This is a genomic window from Rahnella sp. WP5 (assembly GCF_000745615.1).
GTDB lineage: Bacteria > Pseudomonadota > Gammaproteobacteria > Enterobacterales > Enterobacteriaceae > Rahnella > Rahnella aceris.
In genome coordinates this window covers 278,791-300,500 of sequence record NZ_JQJR01000006.1, presented here as the reverse complement: position 1 = coordinate 300,500, position 21,710 = coordinate 278,791, and the positions used below count along the sequence as shown (strand labels likewise).

18 protein-coding genes are annotated in these 21,710 nt (G+C 50.8%); 14 read left to right on the top strand and 4 right to left on the bottom strand.

The genetic code is table 11. From position 1 onward, the window contains the following. Positions 1-209 precede the first annotated feature (209 nt). From tal to EX31_RS03910, 3 genes are all read left to right on the top strand, one after another. Positions 210-1,163: a transaldolase gene (gene tal, locus EX31_RS03920; RefSeq protein WP_037033577.1), complete on the top strand. Its 954-nt coding sequence runs from the start codon at positions 210-212 to the stop codon at positions 1,161-1,163. A 126-nt stretch (positions 1,164-1,289) separates the two neighbouring features. Next, on the top strand, positions 1,290-1,877 hold the full coding sequence (mog, locus tag EX31_RS03915) for a molybdopterin adenylyltransferase (protein WP_037033467.1): 588 nt from the start codon (positions 1,290-1,292) through the stop codon (positions 1,875-1,877). A gap of 142 nt (positions 1,878-2,019) precedes the next feature. Continuing rightward, positions 2,020-3,342 carry an MFS transporter gene (locus EX31_RS03910; protein ID WP_037033465.1) on the top strand — a complete coding sequence of 441 codons (1,323 nt, stop codon included), beginning with the start codon at positions 2,020-2,022 and terminating at the stop codon, positions 3,340-3,342. 60 nt (positions 3,343-3,402) lie between these two features. Here the strand turns inward: EX31_RS03910 and satP are convergent, their stop codons facing one another. After that, on the bottom strand, positions 3,403-4,002 hold the full coding sequence (satP, locus tag EX31_RS03905) for an acetate uptake transporter (RefSeq protein ID WP_037033464.1): 600 nt from the start codon (positions 4,000-4,002) through the stop codon (positions 3,403-3,405). A 319-nt stretch (positions 4,003-4,321) separates the two neighbouring features. Between satP and dnaK the strand changes: the two genes are divergently transcribed. The 4 genes from dnaK to nhaR all read left to right on the top strand — a co-directional run bounded on the left by dnaK (position 4,322) and on the right by nhaR (position 9,790). Beyond that, positions 4,322-6,223, top strand: a complete 1,902-nt coding sequence (dnaK, locus tag EX31_RS03900) for a molecular chaperone DnaK (RefSeq protein ID WP_013577068.1) — start codon at positions 4,322-4,324, stop codon at positions 6,221-6,223. Positions 6,224-6,322: 99 nt separating this feature from the next. Next, positions 6,323-7,456, top strand: a complete 1,134-nt coding sequence (dnaJ, locus tag EX31_RS03895) for a molecular chaperone DnaJ (RefSeq protein WP_013577067.1) — start codon at positions 6,323-6,325, stop codon at positions 7,454-7,456. A gap of 231 nt (positions 7,457-7,687) precedes the next feature. Next, complete coding sequence (gene nhaA / locus EX31_RS03890) at positions 7,688-8,863, top strand: Na+/H+ antiporter NhaA (RefSeq protein WP_013577066.1); 1,176 nt, start codon at positions 7,688-7,690, stop codon at positions 8,861-8,863. A 39-nt stretch (positions 8,864-8,902) separates the two neighbouring features. Next, entirely contained in the window at positions 8,903-9,790 is an 888-nt protein-coding gene (gene nhaR, locus EX31_RS03885; RefSeq protein WP_037033463.1) for a transcriptional activator NhaR, read from the top strand. A gap of 82 nt (positions 9,791-9,872) precedes the next feature. Here the strand turns inward: nhaR and rpsT are convergent, their stop codons facing one another. Continuing rightward, a complete protein-coding gene (rpsT, locus tag EX31_RS03880) occupies positions 9,873-10,136 on the bottom strand; it encodes a 30S ribosomal protein S20 (protein ID WP_013577064.1) in 264 nt (87 codons plus the stop codon). A gap of 439 nt (positions 10,137-10,575) precedes the next feature. Between rpsT and ribF the strand changes: the two genes are divergently transcribed. The 5 genes from ribF to ispH all read left to right on the top strand — a co-directional run bounded on the left by ribF (position 10,576) and on the right by ispH (position 16,308). Beyond that, complete coding sequence (gene ribF / locus EX31_RS03875; RefSeq protein ID WP_037033462.1) at positions 10,576-11,514, top strand: bifunctional riboflavin kinase/FAD synthetase; 939 nt, start codon at positions 10,576-10,578, stop codon at positions 11,512-11,514. Between the two features lie 61 nt (positions 11,515-11,575). Next, on the top strand, positions 11,576-14,392 hold the full coding sequence (gene ileS, locus EX31_RS03870; RefSeq protein WP_037033461.1) for an isoleucine--tRNA ligase: 2,817 nt from the start codon (positions 11,576-11,578) through the stop codon (positions 14,390-14,392). After that, complete coding sequence (gene lspA / locus EX31_RS03865; RefSeq protein ID WP_013577061.1) at positions 14,392-14,898, top strand: signal peptidase II; 507 nt, start codon at positions 14,392-14,394, stop codon at positions 14,896-14,898. The genes ileS and lspA overlap by 1 nt, the downstream gene beginning before the upstream one ends. 5 nt (positions 14,899-14,903) lie before the next feature. After that, the gene (gene fkpB, locus EX31_RS03860; protein ID WP_013577060.1) at positions 14,904-15,374 is read left to right on the top strand and encodes an FKBP-type peptidyl-prolyl cis-trans isomerase; all 471 of its coding nucleotides are present in this window, start codon (positions 14,904-14,906) and stop codon (positions 15,372-15,374) included. Beyond that, a complete protein-coding gene (ispH, locus tag EX31_RS03855; protein WP_013577059.1) occupies positions 15,355-16,308 on the top strand; it encodes a 4-hydroxy-3-methylbut-2-enyl diphosphate reductase in 954 nt (317 codons plus the stop codon). Before fkpB ends, ispH begins: the two co-directional genes overlap by 20 nt. 65 nt (positions 16,309-16,373) lie before the next feature. Here the strand turns inward: ispH and EX31_RS03850 are convergent, their stop codons facing one another. Both EX31_RS03850 and EX31_RS03845 read right to left on the bottom strand, forming a co-directional pair. Continuing rightward, positions 16,374-17,249, bottom strand: coding sequence for an SMP-30/gluconolactonase/LRE family protein (locus tag EX31_RS03850; protein ID WP_013577058.1), 876 nt, complete (start codon positions 17,247-17,249; stop codon positions 16,374-16,376). A 160-nt stretch (positions 17,250-17,409) separates the two neighbouring features. After that, positions 17,410-18,555, bottom strand: a complete 1,146-nt coding sequence (locus tag EX31_RS03845; protein ID WP_037033459.1) for a porin — start codon at positions 18,553-18,555, stop codon at positions 17,410-17,412. 690 nt (positions 18,556-19,245) lie between these two features. Here EX31_RS03845 and dapB point away from each other — a divergent pair. Continuing rightward, entirely contained in the window at positions 19,246-20,067 is an 822-nt protein-coding gene (gene dapB, locus EX31_RS03840) for a 4-hydroxy-tetrahydrodipicolinate reductase (RefSeq protein ID WP_013577056.1), read from the top strand. Between the two features lie 477 nt (positions 20,068-20,544). Next, positions 20,545-21,696: a glutamine-hydrolyzing carbamoyl-phosphate synthase small subunit gene (gene carA / locus EX31_RS03835; protein ID WP_037033458.1), complete on the top strand. Its 1,152-nt coding sequence runs from the start codon at positions 20,545-20,547 to the stop codon at positions 21,694-21,696. Positions 21,697-21,710: the final 14 nt, after the last annotated feature.

Genomic DNA, 21,710 nt, shown 5'->3' with positions numbered 1-21,710 from the left:
GGGTGGCTAACATACCTGTTTTATTGAACGGGTAACATATGCATTTTGGCTAATTTTGTGTGTTTTGGAAGGTGAGAAATCCATAGATGTTCGTAGCCGAGCATGCCGTGATATGCGCCTTGCGCCTGGCTTTTTGCATGTTATCATCAGCCAAAGGCAAGGCATGAAAATGCCTATACGAAAACGTCCAAACGATGAGATATGCCAAAATGACCGATAAACTGACTTCCCTACGCCAAATGACTCAGGTTGTTGCTGACACCGGAGATATCGCGGCAATGAAGTTGTACCAGCCGCAGGATGCGACCACGAACCCGTCACTGATCCTCAGCGCTGCGCAAATTCCTGAATACCGTAAACTGATCGACGAAGCAATCGCCTGGGCACGTGACCAGAGCAGCGATCACGATCAGCAGATTACTGATGCAGCTGACAAACTGGCAGTGAACATCGGTCTGGAAATTCTGAAACTGGTACCGGGCCGCATTTCAACAGAAGTTGATGCACGTCTGTCTTACGACACTGACGCAAGCGTGGCCAAAGCCAAACGCCTGATCAAACTGTATAACGATGCGGGTATCAGCAACGACCGTATTCTGATCAAACTGGCTTCTACCTGGCAGGGCATCCGCGCTGCAGAGAAACTGGAAAAAGAAGGCATCAACTGCAACCTGACGCTGCTGTTCTCCTTCGCACAGGCGCGTGCTTGTGCTGAAGCGGGCGTGTTCCTGATTTCTCCGTTCGTTGGTCGTATCCTTGACTGGTACAAAGCCAATGGCGACAAAAAAGAGTTCGCACCGCATGAAGATCCGGGCGTTGTGTCCGTAACCGAAATCTACGAATACTACAAACAACACGGCTACGAAACTGTCGTGATGGGCGCAAGCTTCCGTAACATCGGTGAAATCATCGAACTGGCTGGCTGTGACCGTCTGACCATCGCCCCTGCACTGCTGAAAGAACTGGCAGAAAGCGAAGGTCCGCTGGAACGTAAACTGTCCTTCTCCGGTGAGACCAAGCCACGTCCTGCGCCACTGACTGAATCTCAGTTCTACTGGGAGCACAACCAGGATCCAATGGCGATCGATAAACTGGCTGACGGCATCCGTAAGTTTGCAATCGACCAGGGTAAACTGGAAAAAATGATTTCTGACCTGCTGTAATCAGCATTCAGTTCCAGCATAAAGCGGCTAATCAGCCGCTTTTTTTGTGCCTGCGATAAAACCACCGGCCGGTTACCGATATACTGAGTACTGTGACTACGAAGAAAAATGCTGTGGAGAAATAGCATGGATACATTACGGATTGGTCTGGTATCAGTGTCGGACCGCGCCTCAAGCGGTGTTTATCAGGACAAAGGTATTCCGGCACTGGAAGAATGGCTGGAAAAAGCGCTTATTACGCCTTTTAAGCTGGAGAAAAAGCTGATCCCGGACGAGCAGCCTTTGATTGAACAGGCTATCAGTGAACTGGTTGATGAAAGCGGCTGCCATCTGGTGTTAACCACCGGGGGGACCGGGCCTGCGCGCCGGGATGTCACACCGGATGCCACGCTGGCTGTTGCCGATCGTGAAATGCCCGGTTTCGGCGAACAGATGCGTCAGATCAGCCTGCACTTTGTACCGACGGCAATTTTGTCACGTCAGGTTGGGGTGATCCGCAAACAGGCTTTAATCCTGAATTTACCTGGCCAGCCGAAATCTATTCAGGAAACGCTGGAAGGACTGAAAGATGCCGACGGTAAAGTGATTGTTTCCGGCATTTTTGCCAGTGTGCCCTATTGCATCCAGTTGCTCGACGGACCTTACATTGAAACGCATGATGAGGTGGTAGCAGCTTTCCGTCCGAAAAGTGCCCGCCGCGAGATAAAAAACTGAATACAGTTCCTTTTTGAAATTTAGCGACGTTAAGCGTCAGACACCACTGGTGTGAAAAATATTTGCCGCTATAGTAAGGATTACTTTACATAAGGTGGCAAAACCTTTTTCCATTTTTTACTCTGGTGTCTGACGGTATCCTATGCAACACACACAATCGCGCCGGTTGAACCGGCAGGACTTCAAAACGCTTTCCCTGGCTGCACTGGGTGGCGCCCTCGAATTCTACGATTTCATCATTTTCGTCTTTTTCGCTGCGGTAATTGGCGATCTCTTCTTCCCGGCCAATATGCCCGACTGGCTGCGTCAGGTTCAGACTTTTGGTATTTTCGCTGCCGGTTATCTGGCGCGCCCGTTGGGCGGTATCATCATGGCGCACTTCGGTGATTTGGTTGGCCGTAAGCGCATGTTCAGTCTGAGTATTTTATTAATGGCTTTACCGACACTGGCAATGGGGCTGTTGCCAACCTACGCCTCGATTGGCATGGCAGCACCGCTGTTGCTGCTGCTGATGCGTCTGTTACAGGGCGCGGCGATCGGCGGCGAAGTGCCGGGCGCGTGGGTGTTTGTCGCTGAACATGTGCCACGTAATCGCATCGGTTTCGCCTGCGGCACCCTCACCGCCGGTTTAACGTTGGGGATTCTGCTGGGTTCTCTGGTGGCAACTTTACTGAACACCAGCTTGACGCCAGCGACCATCAGTCAGTACGGCTGGCGTATTCCGTTTTTCATCGGCGGCATTTTTGGTCTGATCGCCATGTATCTGCGCCGATGGTTACAGGAAACGCCTGTCTTTATGGAAATGAAAGCGCATAAGGCGCTGGCGGAAGAATTGCCGTTGAAATCTGTCGTGGCCAATCATAAAAAAGAAATCGTGGTATCGATGCTGATGACCTGGCTGTTATCCGCCGGTATCGTGGTGGTGATCCTGATGACGCCAACCTGGTTGCAGAAGCAATTCGGCATTCCGGCGGCAGCCGCATTACAGGCCAACTGTCTGGCTACAGTAGCGCTGATGTTTGGATGCATTATCTCTGGAAGCATTGTTGATCGCCTCGGTGCCAGCAAAACCTTTATTTTCGGCAGCCTCTTCCTCGGGATTTGCAGCTGGTCTTTCTATCACATGGTCGCGGCTGATGCCTCGGTGCTGATGGGCATGTATGCGCTGGCGGGGTTGAGCGTAGGTGTGGTCGGCGCAGTACCTTATGTGATGGTGCGGGCCTTCCCGGCGGAAGTGCGTTTTACCGGCATCTCTTTCTCATACAACATGGCCTACGCGATTTTCGGCGGCCTGACTCCGGTCTTCGTCACGCTGATTATGCGTCTGACGCCGATGGCTCCGGCTTATTATGTGCTGGCCTTGTCGGTGATTGGCTTGCTGACCGGTATTTACCTTAGCCGCGATTTGAACAGCGAAACGATCCGTACAGAGAAATTTGCCGAAGGCGCAACTTCCGGCCAGTGATTTCTTTTATGCATAAAAAGGCCCTGCGATGCAGGGCTTTTTACGTCTGGCTGAGGGGGTTTATGCCACAACAGCGTCAATCTGGGGAGCGTGGTTTTTCGGCTCACCGACCGGCAAAACGGTACGGCCATATTGCTCGTTCAGCACTTCGGCCATCGCCAGATAAATCGCGCTGGCGCCACAGAAGATCCCTTCGAAACCGGCAAAATGCAGTACCGCCGTGTTTCCGGTCATATTACCGAAGCACAACAGCGCGAACAGAATAACCAGACTGCCGAAAACGATCTGTAAACCGCGGTTTGCTTTCAGGGTGCCAAAGAACATGAATAAGGTGAACACGCCCCAGATGCCGAGGTAAGCGCCAAGGAAGCTTTCGCTGCTGGCTTCAGCCATGCCCATGCGCGGCAGCATCAGGATACCAACCAGGCTTAACCAGAATGCGCCATAAGAAGTGAATGCGGTCGTGCCGAACGTATTCCCTTTTTTAAATTCCATCATCCCGGCAAGAATCTGAATCAAACCACCATAAAAAATCCCCATACTGACAATCACTGCTGTCAGGGGAAAAAAGCCTGCATTGTGTAAATTCAATAAGATAGTGGTCATACCAAATCCCATCAACCCGAGCGGGCCTGGATTTGCCAACGTTTTGCTGTGCATAGATCCTCTGTATCGGAATTATTATTAATTGATAATCGGGGGAAGAAACGCTTGGGAAATGAGTAAAAAACCCACATATCTTTAGAAGCGCGCGGCATCATAAGGAGGGTTGCGTCAGCAAACATTGATCTGGCGTAACAGCAATTGAAGATTTTTTTTCACTTTGCCCCTTGATGCTGAGCTGCATGGCCCCATCTTATTCCCAACCGCAGTTGTTACCGTCGGGAAATCCGTTAAATGGGGCTGTTGAAATCGAAAAGATCGGCCACATATACAGTAGCAACCTGAACGAATATGAATTTAAGTGGAGACGTTTTAGATGGGTAAAATTATTGGGATCGACCTGGGCACCACCAACTCTTGTGTAGCTATCATGGATGGCACGACTGCTCGTGTACTGGAGAATGCTGAAGGCGACCGCACCACTCCTTCCATCATCGCTTATGCGGCAGATGGCGAGACTCTGGTAGGTTCTCCGGCTAAACGTCAGGCTGTGACTAACCCGCAGAACACCCTGTTCGCGATCAAGCGCCTGATTGGCCGTCGCTTCCAGGATGAAGAAGTACAACGTGATAAAGGCATCATGCCTTACCAGATCGTAAGCGCTGACAATGGCGACGCCTGGATCGACGTTAAAGGTCAGAAAATCGCACCTCCGCAGATCTCTGCAGAAGTGTTGAAGAAAATGAAGAAAACCGCTGAAGATTATCTGGGTGAACCTGTAACTGAAGCTGTTATCACCGTACCTGCTTACTTCAACGATGCTCAGCGTCAGGCAACGAAAGACGCTGGCCGTATCGCAGGTCTGGAAGTCAAACGTATCATCAATGAACCGACTGCTGCGGCACTGGCTTATGGTCTGGATCGTGAAATCGGCAACCGTACTATCGCGGTATACGACCTCGGTGGTGGTACTTTCGATATCTCTATTATCGAAATTGATGAAGTTGACGGCGAAAAAACCTTTGAAGTACTGGCGACCAACGGTGACACTCACCTTGGTGGTGAAGACTTCGACAGCCGTATGATCAACTATCTGGTTGAAGAATTTAAGAAAGAGCAAGGCATGGATCTGCGTAACGATCCACTGGCGATGCAACGTCTGAAAGAAGCCGCTGAAAAAGCGAAGATCGAATTGTCTTCTGCTCAGCAAACTGACGTGAACCTGCCGTACATCACTGCTGATGCGTCAGGTCCAAAACACATGAACATCAAAGTGACCCGTGCAAAACTGGAATCTTTGGTTGAAGACCTGGTTAACCGTTCTATCGAACCACTGAAAGTGGCGCTGAAAGACGCAGGCCTGTCAGTTTCTGACATTCAGGACGTTATCCTGGTGGGTGGTCAGACCCGTATGCCAATGGTTCAGAAGAAAGTTGCTGATTTCTTCGGTAAAGAACCACGTAAAGACGTGAACCCGGATGAAGCTGTGGCAATCGGTGCAGCAGTTCAGGGTGGTGTCCTGGCAGGTGACGTGAAAGACGTTCTGCTGCTGGATGTGACTCCGTTGTCTCTGGGTATCGAAACCATGGGCAGCGTGATGACTCCGCTTATCACTAAAAATACCACCATCCCGACCAAACACAGTCAGGTGTTCTCTACTGCGGAAGACAACCAGTCTGCAGTAACCATCCATGTGTTGCAGGGTGAACGTAAGCGTTCAAGTGATAACAAATCTCTGGGTCAATTCAACCTGGACGGTATTCAGGCAGCACCACGCGGTCAGGCTCAGATCGAAGTCACCTTCGACCTTGATGCCGATGGTATCCTGCACGTGTCTGCGAAAGACAAAAATACCGGCCGTGAGCAGAAGATCACCATCAAGGCATCTTCTGGTCTGAGCGAAGAAGAAATCCAGAAAATGGTTAACGATGCTGAAGCCAATGCTGAATCTGACCGTAAGTTTGAAGAACTGGTTCAGACCCGCAATCAGGCGGACCATCTGATCCACGGTACCCGTAAGCAACTGGAAGAAGCCGGCGACAAACTGCCAGCTGAAGACAAAACCGCAGTAGAAGAAGCCCTGAAAGCACTGGAAGTGTCTGCTAAAGGTGAAGACAAGGCTGATATCGAAGCGAAAATCCAGGCGCTGGTACAGGTTTCCGGCAAACTGATGGAAATGGCTCAGCAACAAGGTCAGGCTGAAGGCGGCGATACCAGCGCGCAGAAAGATGACGACGTTGTTGACGCTGAATTCGAAGAAGTTAAAGACAAAAAATAATCGCCCTTAAGCGGGCACAGTAAGAAGCTTTACTGATAACCAGCACGGGCGTCGAGGAAACTCTACGCCCGTGCACGCATGTTGAGGGTAGGTTAAAGCATGGCGAAGCAAGATTATTATGAGATTTTAGGCGTATCCAAAACAGCGGATGAGCGTGAAATCAAAAAGGCTTATAAGCGTCTGGCGATGAAACATCACCCTGACCGCAATCAGGGCGATAAAGAATCTGAAAGCAAATTCAAAGAAATTAAAGAAGCTTATGAAATTCTGACCGATGCGCAAAAGCGTGCGGCCTACGACCAGTATGGTCATGCAGCCTTTGAACAAGGTGGCATGGGCGGCGGTGGTGGCTACGGCGGCGGCGGTGCAGATTTCAGCGACATCTTTGGTGACGTCTTTGGCGACATCTTTGGCGGCGGGCGCCGTCAGCGTGCCAGCCGGGGCTCAGACCTGCGTTACAACATGGATCTGACTCTGGAAGAGGCCGTTCGTGGTGTCACCAAAGAAATCCGCATCCCGACACTGGATGAATGTGACGTTTGCCACGGCAGCGGCGCGAAAGCGGGGAGTTCTCCGACCACCTGTCCGACCTGTCATGGTGCAGGTCAGGTTCAGATGCGTCAGGGCTTCTTCACAGTCCAGCAGGCGTGTCCGACCTGTCAGGGGCGCGGTAAAGTGATTAAAGATCCGTGCACCAAATGTCATGGTCATGGTCGCGTAGAACGTTCAAAAACGCTGTCAGTGAAGATTCCTGCGGGTGTGGATACCGGAGACCGTATTCGTCTGGAGGGTGAAGGCGAAGCCGGTGAGCATGGTGCTCCGTCAGGTGATCTGTACGTTCAGGTTCAGGTTAAAGCGCATAAAATCTTTGAGCGCGAAGGTAATAACCTGTACTGCGAAGTGCCAATCAATTTTGCCATGGCAGCACTGGGTGGCGAAATTGAAGTGCCAACGCTTGATGGCCGCGTGAGCCTGAAAATTCCTGCTGAAACGCAAACGGGCAAAATGTTCCGTATGCGCGGGCGCGGTGTGAAATCTGTCCGTGGTGGCGTTCAGGGCGACCTGATGTGCCGGGTGGTAGTGGAAACTCCGGTCAGCCTGAACGAGAAGCAGAAGCAGTTGCTGCGTGATCTGGAAGAAAGCTTTGGTGGCGTTTCGGGTGAGAAAAACAGCCCGCGCTCTAAAAGCTTCCTGGACGGCGTGAAAAAGTTCTTTGATGATCTGACCCGCTAAGCTTTCGCGAATCGAGCGACGGAAAGCCAGATAACATCCCCGGCAGCGGTTGACGCGCCGGGGATTTTTTATGGATTTTTATTCAACAATGTGAAAACCAATGATTCGTAAAAAGCGAAGTATAATCCAGAAATAATCGACTTTTTACGAAGTGATAGTTTGCGTACAATTCAGACATACCCTTGTGGTGAGCTTTTTTTTTTGCCACGTTTTTTCTACAGGAGAGTCAGAATGTCAAATATCATTCGTCAGTTTTTACGGATGGAAGCCGCCGGTGGTGTGATATTAATCATCGCAGCCATTGTGGCATTAATCATGGCGAATAGTCCGTTGCAGGGGATTTATCAGGCATTTCTGGATATTCCCGTCACCCTGCGTTTTTCCGAGCTGTTGATCGACAAGCCACTTTTGCTGTGGATTAACGATGGCCTGATGGCAGTGTTTTTCCTGATGATTGGTCTGGAAGTCAAGCGTGAGATGTGCGAAGGCGCGCTGGCCAACCGCGAGCAGGCGATGTTTCCTGCCATTGCCGCGCTCGGGGGTATGGTTGTTCCGGCATTAATCTATTTACTGTTTAACGGCAGCGATGAAATAGCCCGTCAGGGTTGGGCTATTCCGGCGGCAACGGACATTGCGTTTGCGCTGGGGGTGATGGCACTGCTGGGGTCACGAGTGCCGACCGGGTTAAAAGTGTTCCTGCTGGCACTGGCCATTATTGATGACTTGGGTGCCATCGTGATCATCGCACTGTTTTATAGTCACGATGTGTCGATGATGGCACTGGGGTTATCGGCGGTGTGCATCGCTGTACTGGCTCTACTGAACTGGCGGGGGGTAACGAAGCTGACGCCGTACCTGCTGATTGGTGCTGTGTTCTGGGTGTGTGTGCTGAAATCAGGTATCCACGCGACGCTGGCGGGTGTCATTCTTGGCTTCTTAATTCCGCTGAGAACCAAAGAGAATAAAAGGTCACCTGCTCGCCGCCTGGAGCATGGGATCCACCCCTATGTTTCCTGGTTTATTTTGCCGCTGTTTGCGTTCGCCAATGCGGGTATCTCTTTGCAGGGCGTGACAGTTGCGGGTTCATTCTCGACATTACCCATGGGTATTGCTGCCGGGCTTCTTCTCGGTAAGCCGCTGGGTATCATTCTGTTCGGCGGGATCGCCTTGAAATCAGGGATTACACGGCTGTCATCCGGCATAACTTTTAGCCAAATTTCGGCAGTCTCCGTGCTGTGCGGTATCGGTTTTACGATGTCGATTTTCATTGGTTCTCTGGCCTTTGCGACGCTGGAGCCTGCGTTGCTGACGTACGCCAAAATGGGCATCCTGATGGGATCAGTCGCATCAGCGGTTCTGGGATACCTGCTCCTGAGCCGGGCCTTGCCTAAGAAACGTGCAAATTAATAATGATGCTGACTTCATACTTTCGGAAAGGGTGAAACCATGCCTCATATCAATTACAACCACTTGTATTATTTTTGGCACGTGTGTAAATCAGGTTCTGTTGTGGGAGCTGCGGAAGTGTTGCACCTTACTCCGCAAACGATCACCGGGCAGATTAAATCCCTGGAAGAAAGATTGGATGGGAAACTCTTCAAACGGCAGGGGCGTGGGCTGGTGCCTTCTGAGTTAGGGCAACTGGTTTACCGCTATGCGGATAAAATGTTCACCCTTAGTCAGGAAATGCTGGATATCGTGAATTACCGCAAAGAGGCGAGCCTGTTGTTTGATGTGGGTGTGGCGGATGCGTTATCCAAACGACTGGTCAGTCGCGTATTGGAAGCTGCCGTGCCGGACAACGCGCAAATTCATCTGCGCTGTTTTGAATCGACTCACGAAATGCTGCTCGAACAACTGAGCCAGCATAAACTGGACATGATTTTGTCTGATTGCCCGGTGGACTCCACGCAGCAGGCAGGGCTGTTCTCGGTCAAACTGGGTGAAAGTCCGATCAGCTTCTTTTGTTGTAATCCACCGGCAGGCATGAATTTCCCGGCTTGTCTGGAGCGTCGTTCATTACTCATCCCCGGCAGGCGTTCAATGCTGGGGCGCAAACTGCTGAACTGGTTTAATACGCAGGGGCTGAAGGTCAATATTCTCGGTGAGTTTGATGATGCCGCGCTGATGAAAGCGTTTGGAATGAACAACAACGCGATATTTGTCGCTCCGGCTATTTATTCATCAACTGAATTTCAGGATGAAAAAATAGAGGAAGTCGGACGGGTGGAAGGGATTATGGAAGAGTACTACGTGATATTTGCTGAAAGAATGATTCAGCATCCTTCGGTACAGCGGATTTGCCATACGGACTTTTCAGCGTTGTTTGAATAGCTTTTAGTGTTGAACTCAAATTTCAGATATAAAAAAACCGGCGTGAGCCGGTTTTTTTATCAAGCATTTCAGCGTAATGCGATTATTGCATTGCGTTGATTTGCGCAGTCAGGTTTGACTTATGACGCGCTGCTTTGTTTTTGTGGATCAGGCCTTTGCAAGACTGACGGTCCACGATTGGTTGCATTTCGTTAAATGCGTTTTGTGCAGCAGCTTTGTCGCCTGCTGCAATAGCCGCGTATACCTTCTTGATAAAGGTACGCATCATAGAACGACGGCTCGCGTTGTGCTTACGGCGTTTTTCTGACTGTACGGCGCGTTTCTTAGCTGATTTGATATTAGCCAAGGCCAACTCCCAAATATTTTTCTATTGATGAACAATTCAAAGGCCGAGGAATATGCCTTTTCGGTCTTCTTTTGTCAACGGATTTGTGCAAATAAGCGGCGTTTTAAAGAGTGAACTTTACTCGTCGCTTGTTACGTTGTGATGGCGCAGGATTTTAACAGCTTCCGGCATCGGAATACAGTCTTTCGCGAGAAAAATCGACAGGAGAGTGTACAAACTGCCCACTACGGCCATTAACGCTTTGTTTATGCGAAAAGTCACGCATTCCCTGTATGCAACGAAAGATTTTCATCGCCACGCCGCCATTTGAACCGCAATATCTGCCGTATGCAAGAGAGAATGGTGTGATCCTGCTAATCGCTGGTTAACCTTGGAGGCTGTACAAGGTATAATCCGCCGATTTCCATCGTTATGAGTCAGCATTGGATTTGAGCCAGCTATGGAGCTAATTCGCGGAATACACAATATTCGAGCACGTCATCATGGATGTGTGCTGACTATTGGCAATTTTGATGGTGTACACCGTGGTCATCAGGCCCTGATTGAACAGCTTAAGCTGGAAGGTCAACGTCTGGGGTTGCCGGTGATGGTAATGATTTTCGAGCCACAGCCTCTGGAATTGTTTGCCGGTGATAAAGCACCTGCACGCCTGACCAGTTTGCGTGACAAAGCCAAGTATCTGGCGGAGTGCGGGGTTGATTACCTTTTATGTGTGCGTTTCGAACCCCGGTTTGCCGCACATATGGCGCAGGCCTTTATCTCACAACTGCTGGTAGAGAAGCTGGGTGTTAAATTCCTGACTGTCGGGGATGATTTCCGCTTTGGTGCCAGCCGTCTGGGGGATTTTGAGCTATTGCAGAAAGCCGGTGAAGAATACGGCTTTGAAGTGATCAGCACGCAAACGTTCCGTGAAGGTGAGAACCGCATCAGCAGCACGGCGATCCGTAATGCGTTGCGCGACGATGATCTGGCGCTGGCCGAGAATTTACTGGGCCATCCGTTCAGTATCTCGGGCCGGGTCGTACACGGCGATAAACTGGGACGCACCATCGGCTTTCCGACGGCAAACGTGCCGTTGAAGCGGCTCGTGTCTCCGGTGCGCGGCGTGTATGCGGTTGAAGTCTTAGGCCTCGGGCCTGAACCTCTGCCGGGCGTGGCGAACATTGGAATACGTCCTACAGTCGGAGGCGTGCGCAAGCAGTTGGAAGTGCACCTTCTCGACACCACATTAGATTTATACGGGCGCCACATTGATGTGGTGCTCCGCGCGAAATTGCGCAACGAACAGCGTTTCTCCTCGCTTGATGCTTTAAAGCAACAGATTGCGAACGATGAAGTGACGGCCCGGGAATTCTTTGGGTTAAAGACACTGCGCTAAACATGTACTGACAGGCGTGTAACAAAGCCTGGAATCCAGCCGAAAACGGAACCGAGAATCTATGAGTGACTACAAGAACACCCTGAATTTGCCGGAAACAGGGTTCCCGATGCGTGGCGATCTGGCCAAGCGTGAACCTGACATGCTGAAAAATTGGTATGACCAGGATCTGTACGGGATTATTCGTGCTGCCAAGAAAGGCAAGAAAACCTTTATTTTGCATGACGGCCCTCCGTATGCGAATGGCAGCATTCATATTGGTCACTCAGTAAACAAAATTCTTAAAGACATGATCGTTAAGTCCAAAGGACTGGCGGGCTTTGATGCGCCGTATGTTCCTGGCTGGGACTGTCATGGTCTGCCAATCGAGCTTAAAGTCGAGCAGCTGATCGGCAAACCGGGCGAGAAAGTCACTGCGGCAGAATTCCGTGAAGCGTGCCGTAAATACGCAGCAGAGCAGGTTGAAGGCCAGAAGAAAGACTTCATCCGTCTGGGCGTATTGGGCGACTGGGATCACCCGTACCTGACCATGGACTTCAAAACTGAAGCCAACATTATTCGTGCGCTGGGTAAAATCATCAGTAACGGCCACCTGCACAAAGGGGCTAAGCCGGTTCACTGGTGTACAGATTGCGGTTCATCCCTGGCAGAAGCAGAAGTTGAGTATTACGACAAAGCGTCTCCTTCAATTGATGTGGCGTTCAACGCGACTGACGCTGCCGCCGTGGCTGCGAAGTTTGGCGTATCTGCTTTTAACGGCCCGATCTCACTGGTTATCTGGACCACCACGCCGTGGACCATGCCTGCTAACCGTGCGATTTCACTGAACCCTGAGTTTTCTTATCAGCTGGTTCAGGTTGAAGGCCAGTGCCTGATCCTGGCAACCGATCTGGTTGAAAGCGTCATGAAACGTGCCGGTATCGCAGAATGGACTGTACTGGGCGAATGTAAAGGCGCGGACCTCGAACTGCTGCGCTTCAAACACCCATTCCTCGGTTTCGATGTGCCGGCGATCCTTGGCGATCACGTGACGCTCGATGCCGGTACTGGTGCCGTGCATACCGCACCGGGGCATGGCCCGGACGACTTTGTTATCGGCCAGAAATACGGTCTGGAAGTGGCGAACCCGGTAGGGCCAAACGGCTGCTATCTGCCAGGCACTTACCCGACGCTGGACGGTAAATTCGTCTTTAAAGCCAACGATCTGATCGTTGAGTTGCTGCGCGAAAAAGGCGCATTGCTGCACGTTGAGAAAATAACGCACAGCTATCCGTGCTGCTGGCGTCATAAAACGCCAATCATCTTCCGCGCGACGCCACAATGGTTCATCAGCATGGATCAGAAAGGCCTGCGTCAGCAGTCTCTGGAAGAGATCAAAGGCGTGCAGTGGATCCCGGACTGGGGCCAGGCGCGTATCGAAAACATGGTCGCTAACCGTCCTGACTGGTGTATCTCCCGTCAGCGTACCTGGGGCGTGCCGATGTCTCTGTTCGTTCACAAAGACACTGAGCAACTGCATCCGCGCAGCCTTGAGCTGATGGAAGAAGTGGCGAAACGTGTTGAAGTGGATGGCATTCAGGCGTGGTGGGATCTGAATCCGGAAGACATTCTGGGTGCGGACGCTGCTGAATACGTCAAAGTGCCGGATACGCTGGACGTGTGGTTTGACTCCGGTTCAACGCATTCTTCCGTGGTGGATGTGCGTCCTGAGTTTAACGGTCATTCACCGGATCTGTATTTGGAAGGGTCTGACCAGCATCGTGGTTGGTTCATGTCTTCCCTGATGATTTCGACTGCCATGAAAGGCAAAGCGCCTTACAAACAAGTTCTGACGCACGGTTTCACCGTGGATGGTCAGGGTCGCAAAATGTCTAAATCCATCGGCAATACTATTGCGCCGCAAGACGTGATGAACAAGCTGGGTGGCGACATCCTGCGTCTGTGGGTGGCATCTACGGATTACACCGGCGAAATCGCCGTGTCCGACGAAATCCTTAAACGTGCTGCGGATTCTTACCGCCGCATCCGTAACACCGCGCGCTTCCTGCTGGCGAACCTTAACGGTTTCGATCCGGCGCTGCACAGCGTGGCACCGGAAGACATGGTTGTTCTGGATCGCTGGGCTGTTGGCCGTGCGAAAGCCGCACAGGACGAAATCATTGCCGCGTACGAAGCCTATGATTTCCATGGCGTCGTTCAACGCCTGATGCAGTTCTGCTCGATCGAAATGGGTTCCTTCTACCTGGATATCATCAAAGATCGCCAGTACACCGCGAAAAGCGACAGCGTTGCACGTCGCAGCTGTCAGACCGCGCTGTATCACATCAGCGAAGCACTGGTCCGCTGGATGGCACCGATCATGTCGTTCACTGCCGATGAAATTTGGGCAGAACTGCCGGGAAGTCGTGAGAAATTCGTCTTTACCGAAGAATGGTATGACGGTTTGTTCGGTCTGGCGGGCAACGAATCCATGAACGATGCGTTCTGGGATGAACTGCTGAAAGTCCGTGGCGAAGTGAACAAAGTGATCGAACAGGCGCGTGCTGATAAACGTCTGGGCGGTTCTCTGGAAGCGGCGGTCACGCTGTTTGCTGATGATGCGCTGGCAACGGACCTGCGTTCTCTGGGCAACGAACTGCGCTTTGTCCTGCTGACATCAGGCGCGAAAGTCGCCGCTTTGTCTGAAGCTGACGATGCCACTGTGCCGAGTGAATTGCTCAAAGGCCTGAAAATCGGTCTGGCGAAAGCGGAAGGCGACAAATGTCCGCGTTGCTGGCATTACACAACTGACGTTGGTCAGAACGCGGAACACAGCGACATCTGTGGCCGTTGTGTCACTAACATCGCCGGTGACGGCGAAGAGCGTAAGTTTGCATAATGAGTAAATCGATTTGTTCCACCGGACTCCGCTGGCTCTGGCTGGCGGTCGTGGTCATCATCGTGGATCTGGGCAGTAAGTTTCTCATTATGGGAAACTTCCAGCTCGGTGAATCCATGCCGTTGATCCCGTATTTAAATCTGTTCTACGCGCAAAATCATGGCGCTGCGTTCAGCTTCCTGGCTGATAAAGGCGGCTGGCAGCGCTGGTTCTTTGCGTTAATCGCGCTGGTGATTGTCGTGGCGCTGGTCGTGCTGATGTACCGCGGCACCGCGAAGCAAAAGCTGAACAATATCGCTTTTGCGATGATTATCGGCGGGGCGCTGGGCAACTTGTTTGATCGCCTGTATCACGGCTTTGTGGTCGATTTTATCGATTTTTACGTCGGTAACTGGCATTTTGCTACGTTCAATCTGGCTGACAGTTTTATCTGTGTCGGCGCAGCCATGGTGGTGCTGGAAGGTTTTCTGGCAAAGCCATCAGAAGCTACAAAGAGTAAAGGATAAGGTCTATGTCTCAACAGGTGAAACATGACAGCGCTGTACTGGTGCATTTTACGTTGAAGCTGGAAGATGGCTCTACGGCGGAATCAACCCGCGCCAATGGCAAACCTGCACTGTTTCGCCTTGGCGACAGCAGCTTGTCTGACGCGCTGGAAAATCAGCTGTTAGGGTTGAACGTAGGGGATAAACGGGCGTTCACGTTAGCCCCTGAATCGGCATTCGGTAGCAAAAGTCCGGATCTGGTTCAGTTCTTCTCCCGCCGTGACTTTCAGGAAACTGGGGTGCCGGATGTCGGCACCATCATGTTGTTCAGTGGTCGTGATGGCAGCGAAATGCCGGGCGTTGTCCGTGAAGTGACAGAAGATTCAATCACTGTAGATTTCAACCATCCGCTGGCAGGGCAACATATCGATTTCGATATTGAAGTGCTGGAAATTGACCCGGAGCTTGAGGGGAAACATGCAGATATTGCTGGCTAATCCGCGAGGATTTTGTGCGGGTGTTGACCGCGCAATCAGTATTGTAGAACGTGCGCTGGAAATTTATGGCGCACCTATCTATGTCCGCCATGAAGTGGTGCATAACCGCTACGTGGTCGACAGCCTGCGTCAGCGCGGTGCTGTTTTTATCGAGCAAATCAGCGAAGTACCTGATGGGTCTATTCTGATTTTCTCTGCCCACGGTGTTTCTCAGGCGGTACGTGCAGAAGCGAAAGCGCGTGATCTGACGATGCTGTTTGACGCGACTTGTCCGCTGGTGACCAAAGTTCATATGGAAGTTGCGCGCGCCAGCCGTAAAGGCACTGAAGCCATTTTGATTGGTCACGCCGGGCATCCGGAAGTGGAAGGCACCATGGGGCAGTACAGCAATCCGAACGGGGGAATGTACCTGGTCGAGGCGCCGGAAGATGTTTATAAATTGCAGGTGAAAGACGAAAACAACCTGTGCTTTATGACGCAAACCACGCTGTCGGTTGACGACACTTCTGCGGTGATTGATGCGCTTCGCGATCGCTTCCCGAAAATCATCGGGCCGCGTAAAGATGATATTTGCTATGCCACAACGAACCGTCAGGAAGCCGTGCGTACGCTGGCTGACGGAGCAGATGTTGTGCTGGTGGTGGGTTCAAAGAACTCGTCGAACTCCAACCGTCTGGCCGAACTGGCACAACGTGTCGGTGTACCTTCTTATCTGATCGACTCGGCGGCAGATATTCAGGAAAACTGGCTGAAAGATGCGAAAAGCATTGGCGTTACGGCAGGCGCATCCGCACCGGATATTCTGGTGCAGGACGTGATCAGCAAGCTGAAAACCTTTGGCGGGCTTGATGTGATCAACATCGAAGGGCGCGAGGAAAATATCGTGTTCGAAGTGCCAAAAGAACTGCGTGTGGATGTGCGTCAGATCGACTGATCTCAGATCCTAAATGAAAACCGGCTCAAAGTGGCCGGTTTTTTTATGTCTGCACTCCTGCGGCATCAATGAGGCGGGAGTTTAAACAAATTCTGCGGTGCACCCACGGTGGTGGTTTCAACGTGCAGCAACGCACCCTCCAGCGCATGTGGCGCATCGAGGTTTTTTCGCGCCGAGGTGATAAACAGCTCAGTCATATCCGGCCCGCCAAACGTGCAACAACTCGGTTGTGTGACCGGCACTGGCTGGGTATCCAGTGTCAGTAATTCGCCCTGATTGATCTGCTGGCGCAGCAGGCATTTTGAACCCCAGCAGGCAGTGATCAGCCAGCCATTCTGTGCCAGCGCAGAGCCATCGGGGATCTTATCGCCCGAAGAAAAACAGGATATTTTCAGTGGATTGATGCGGCGGGCGTTGGCGGAGAAAAAGCGTTTTTTCTTACTGTCTGCAAACCAGACTTTGCCTTCATACCAGACCAGTGTGTTGGTACAACCGACGCCATCGAGCATCATTTCCGGCTTTTCTGCGCCCGCTTCATAGCGGAACCATTCGCCGTTATCTTTTTCTTCCTTTATATCCAGCGTACCAAACCACAGAGAACCATCGGGCGCGATGGCTGCTTCATTCGGACGGGTGCCTTCTGCGCCGGGATAATCACAAAGCTTCTGGCGGGTTTTCTGTTCGTACTCGTAAAGATGGATCCCGTCGACGGAAACCAGCAAAAATTGATTTCTTTTTTCGGTCAGCAACACGGCGCTGGTCAGCGAGGGGAGTTCATGAATTTCAGTTTGCCCGTTGTCGGGCCAGTAGCGCAAAACACACTGAGCCAGAATATCGACCCAAAGCAAAGATTGTGTACGCTGGCACCAGACGGGAGTTTCACCCAATTCGGCTCGGTAGTCGCCAATGGCAGTCACGTCGGACCGGAAAAATGCTGACATCGCAAAGCTCTCCTGCAGGTTACATAGTGGATATAGCGACAGCTGTCTCTATGAGTTTAGTCTGGCTTTGCGTACGTGGGATAGATGAAATGGTGTAAAAAGAAAGGGCCAGCCCGTCAATAAGACGTAAAGCTGGCCCCAAAAGTTCAGTCGTTAAGATTTAGAAATCGTAACGCAGACGGATCAGATTCATATCACCGAGATTATCGGTAGAGGACGTGAACACGTGCTCGTAATCAACACGGAAGCCGTAATCGAGCTGGAAGGACACACCCAACCCGTTATCAATACGCTGGTAATTACGGCCGGTTACATAGGTCAGACGGTCACCCATGAAGTACGGCTGAATGGTTTTGACCGCCAGCTGATTGATTGGGAAAGCATAACCCAGGAAGTATTCCAGACCATAAGCATCGCCCGCGAAGAAGCGATCTTCAGTTTTCACACCAGTCGTCAGGAAGTCATGGTAGTAACCGCCACCGAAGGACGCTGTCCAGTTGCCGGGTTTCCAGCTCAGCGCAGTACCAACAATGCTCTGGTTGTAGTCTTTAGAGGTGTTGTCGCCCGGGTTTCTCATTTCTGCGTCGGTGTAGTTGTACGCCGTACCCCAGGTCAGATCTTTGGTGATGTGGTAATCCACACCGACAGAACCGCCGCCGTTACGTTTGTAACGCAGCCCGTTTTTGCCGGTGAGCAGTTCACTGTCTTCGAAAAGATAAGAGGCATAGACATCTGCATCGCCGAAGGTGTTTTTGTATTTCAGCATCTTACGGGAACGGTAAGAACCATCGTAGTCGCCGTTCACACCATTACCCGGTGCCTGAGCGAGCATATCGTAGTCCCAGATATCGGTTTTTGCCCCGACCACATCGTAATAAACGCTGTTTTGCTGACCGAAGGTCAGCTGGCCGTAAGTTTTGCTTTTCAGACCGGTGTAGAGCATGCGACGGCTGGTGTTATGCGCGCCATCTGCGTGGTGATTATCCCAGCCAGTCAGGGCAGGAATATTCACACCCAGTTCGTAGTAGTTAATCCAGCTGATGTCATCAAACAGATAATAATCAGCAGAAAAACGGAAACGTGTACCGCCATCAAAACCATTGGTCTTGTAGTTTTTCACCCCGTTCTGGAACTGGAACTGCGGACGAATACTGCCGCCAACCTGGAAGTTCAGGCGGCTCAGCGGATCGTTCGGCTGTGGGTCTTGTTTAATCAGAGTGATTTCTGCGTGTGCAGCAAAAGAAGTTAAACCAAATAAAAGACCTGCGGTCGCCACTTGTGTGACTTTGTTCAGTTTGAATTTCATGTTAAGTCCCTGTGCCAATATACTGATCTGAAAAATCAGCAACAAAATTGGCAGTGTGTATTTTTTTATATTCCCCTTACTGATGACTGTCTGGTAAGGGTGAAGACGCGCCTTATGAAGCCAGGCTACTTATTTTGACTGTCGTTTAAATCAAATTTCGGCAGTTAAAATTAGGTTGCTATTTATTATCATAATCATTGATTTTATCAATATTATTTCGCCATATATAATAAAAATTTAATGTTTAAGATCTAAGAAATGTTTTGTTTGCTGCTTATCTGTCTCACGCAAGGATGTGAATACGCGTTTTCAGAAATCACCGTCATATTCTTCTTTCTCCTTTAATACATATTGTCAGACGGTGCCCTGGGGGAGAGTGATAAAATCTGTGTCGCGAAAGATGCAGGGAGAAGGGCGGACGAAAGCTGAAACTTATGCACTACATTGCATGGTTATGCGAGCCGCATTAAGGCGGGCTTTTTGGTGTTTTTTTGTCCGTTAGTTCCAGTTTTGCCAGTCGTTTAACACAAAATCACAGATTGCGTAACCTGAAACCAGATGGCTTTTACTGATATTAACGGGGCTGTATCATAATTTTCTAATTATGAGGCAATTTTGCTGGCTCCCAGATCGCGGGGTCGATAACCTGATTCTGTTTCACGGCAGAACCACAAAAAGAAGAGAGTAATTATGAGTAACGCTGATATTCGCATGGCTGTTGTTGGCGCGGGTGGCCGTATGGGCCGGCAGCTGATTCAGGCCATCTCTGACGCCGAAGGCGTGGTGTTGGGCGCAGCGCTGGAACGTACCGGTTCTTCCTTAGTGGGCACCGATGCGGGTGAACTGGCTGGCGTGGGTACTGCTGGCATTAAAGTGCATGACAATCTGGATGCCGTGAAGAATGACTTCGATATTTTGATCGACTTCACCCGTCCGGAAGGCACCCTGGCTCATCTGGAATTTTGCCAGAAACACCATAAAGGTATGATTATCGGCACTACGGGCTTTGACGATGCCGGTAAGGCTGCAATTAAGCAGGCTTCTGAGGTTATTCCGGTGGTTTTTGCGGCCAACTTCAGCGTGGGCGTGAATGTTGTCCTCAAGCTGCTGGAAAAAGCGGCCAAAGTCATGGGCGATTACACGGATATTGAAATCGTGGAAGCGCACCACCGTCATAAAGTTGATGCACCATCAGGTACAGCACTGGCAATGGGTGAAGCGATTGCTGATGCGTTAGGGCGTGATCTGAAAGATTGTGCGGTGTATGCCCGTGAAGGTCATACCGGTGAACGTGATCCAAAAAGTATTGGTTTTGCCACCATTCGTGCCGGCGATATCGTCGGTGAACATACCGCGATGTTTGCCGATATCGGGGAGCGTGTTGAGATTACCCATAAGGCTTCCAGCCGTATGACCTTCGCAAATGGCGCAGTTCGTGCAGGAAAATGGCTTTTCTCGCATAAAAGTGGTCTTTATGACATGCGGGATGTCCTTGGTTTAGAAGATTTGTAGTCAACATTTTAGATGTGATGTGGTTGTTTTGGTCATAATCTTTTGATAAAAGGGCAGTTCCTTGATTGCCCTTCTCTTTTTTATTTAAAATGGCTATTTGGGTTTGTTTTAATTTTGAATCCTGTGTTTTACTGACTTTATCCCGATCCCTCATGCTGTATTGTTTGTTTTTTGCACTCCCTTGTTTCCCTGAGCTGTAACAAAACTCCTTTCTTCGTCATTTTTCAGACATCCTCTTCCGCAAACGGTTACTATACTGACTTAGGCTGTGTTTTTATGGCAGTGAGAGTCCATTTTCACTGAGTTGTGCGAAAAACAGAGAAATATTGGCGCTTTTGGTAGACAAACCGAACTGCCATCATTAGAATGCGCGCAATTTGCCAAAAATTGGCTTCGGGAGCGATTTTTGCATTGATTTAGATCGGGTTATCTGAATTAATATGCAGATATTGTGATTTATTATTCTTGGAGGATGCTTTGATAAAGTCAGCGCTATTGGTTCTGGAAGACGGAACCCAATTCCACGGTCGGGCCATCGGGGCAGAAGGGTCGGCAGTGGGGGAAGTGGTCTTCAATACGTCGATGACCGGTTATCAAGAAATCCTCACTGATCCTTCCTATTCCCGCCAGATTGTCACTCTCACTTATCCCCATATCGGTAATGTCGGCACCAATGCCGCTGATGAAGAATCCTCCGCAGTACATGCTCAAGGCCTGGTCATCCGCGATTTACCCCTGATAGCCAGCAACTACCGCAGTGAAGAAAATCTTTCTGATTACCTCAAGCGCAACAATATTGTTGCCATCGCCGATATTGATACCCGCAAACTGACCCGTCTGTTACGCGAAAAAGGCGCACAGAACGGCTGTATTATCGCGGGCGATTCACCGGATGCTGAACTGGCGCTGCAAAAAGCCAAAGCATTCCCGGGCCTGAAAGGCATGGATCTGGCGAAAGAAGTGACCACGACGGAATCTTACCGCTGGCAACAAGGTAGCTGGACTCTGGAAGGTGAACTGCCTGAAGCAAAAAAAGCCGAAGACTTGCCATTCCACGTGGTGGCTTATGACTACGGCGCGAAACGCAATATCCTGCGCATGCTGGTGGATCGCGGATGCCGCCTGACGGTCGTTCCTGCACAGACTCCGGCAGAAGACGTCCTGAAAATGAATCCGGACGGCATCTTCCTGTCCAATGGCCCGGGCGATCCGGAGCCTTGTGATTACGCCATCGCCGCCATCAAAACCTTCCTGGAAACCGACATACCGGTCTTCGGCATCTGCCTCGGCCATCAGTTACTGGCACTCGCCAGCGGCGCTAAGACCGTGAAAATGAAACTCGGCCACCACGGCGGTAACCATCCGGTAAAAGATCTCGATAAAAATATCGTGATGATCACCACACAGAACCACGGCTTTGCGGTTGATGAATCCGGCCTGCCAGCCAATCTGCGCGTGACGCACAAATCATTGTTTGACCATACGGTGCAGGGTATCCACCGTACCGATAAAGCGGCGTTTAGTTTCCAGGGCCACCCTGAAGCCAGCCCGGGCCCGCACGATGCGGCACCGCTGTTTGACCACTTTATCGAACTGATTGAAGCTTTTCGCACAAACAACGCCAGATAACAGGAGCGAATAAA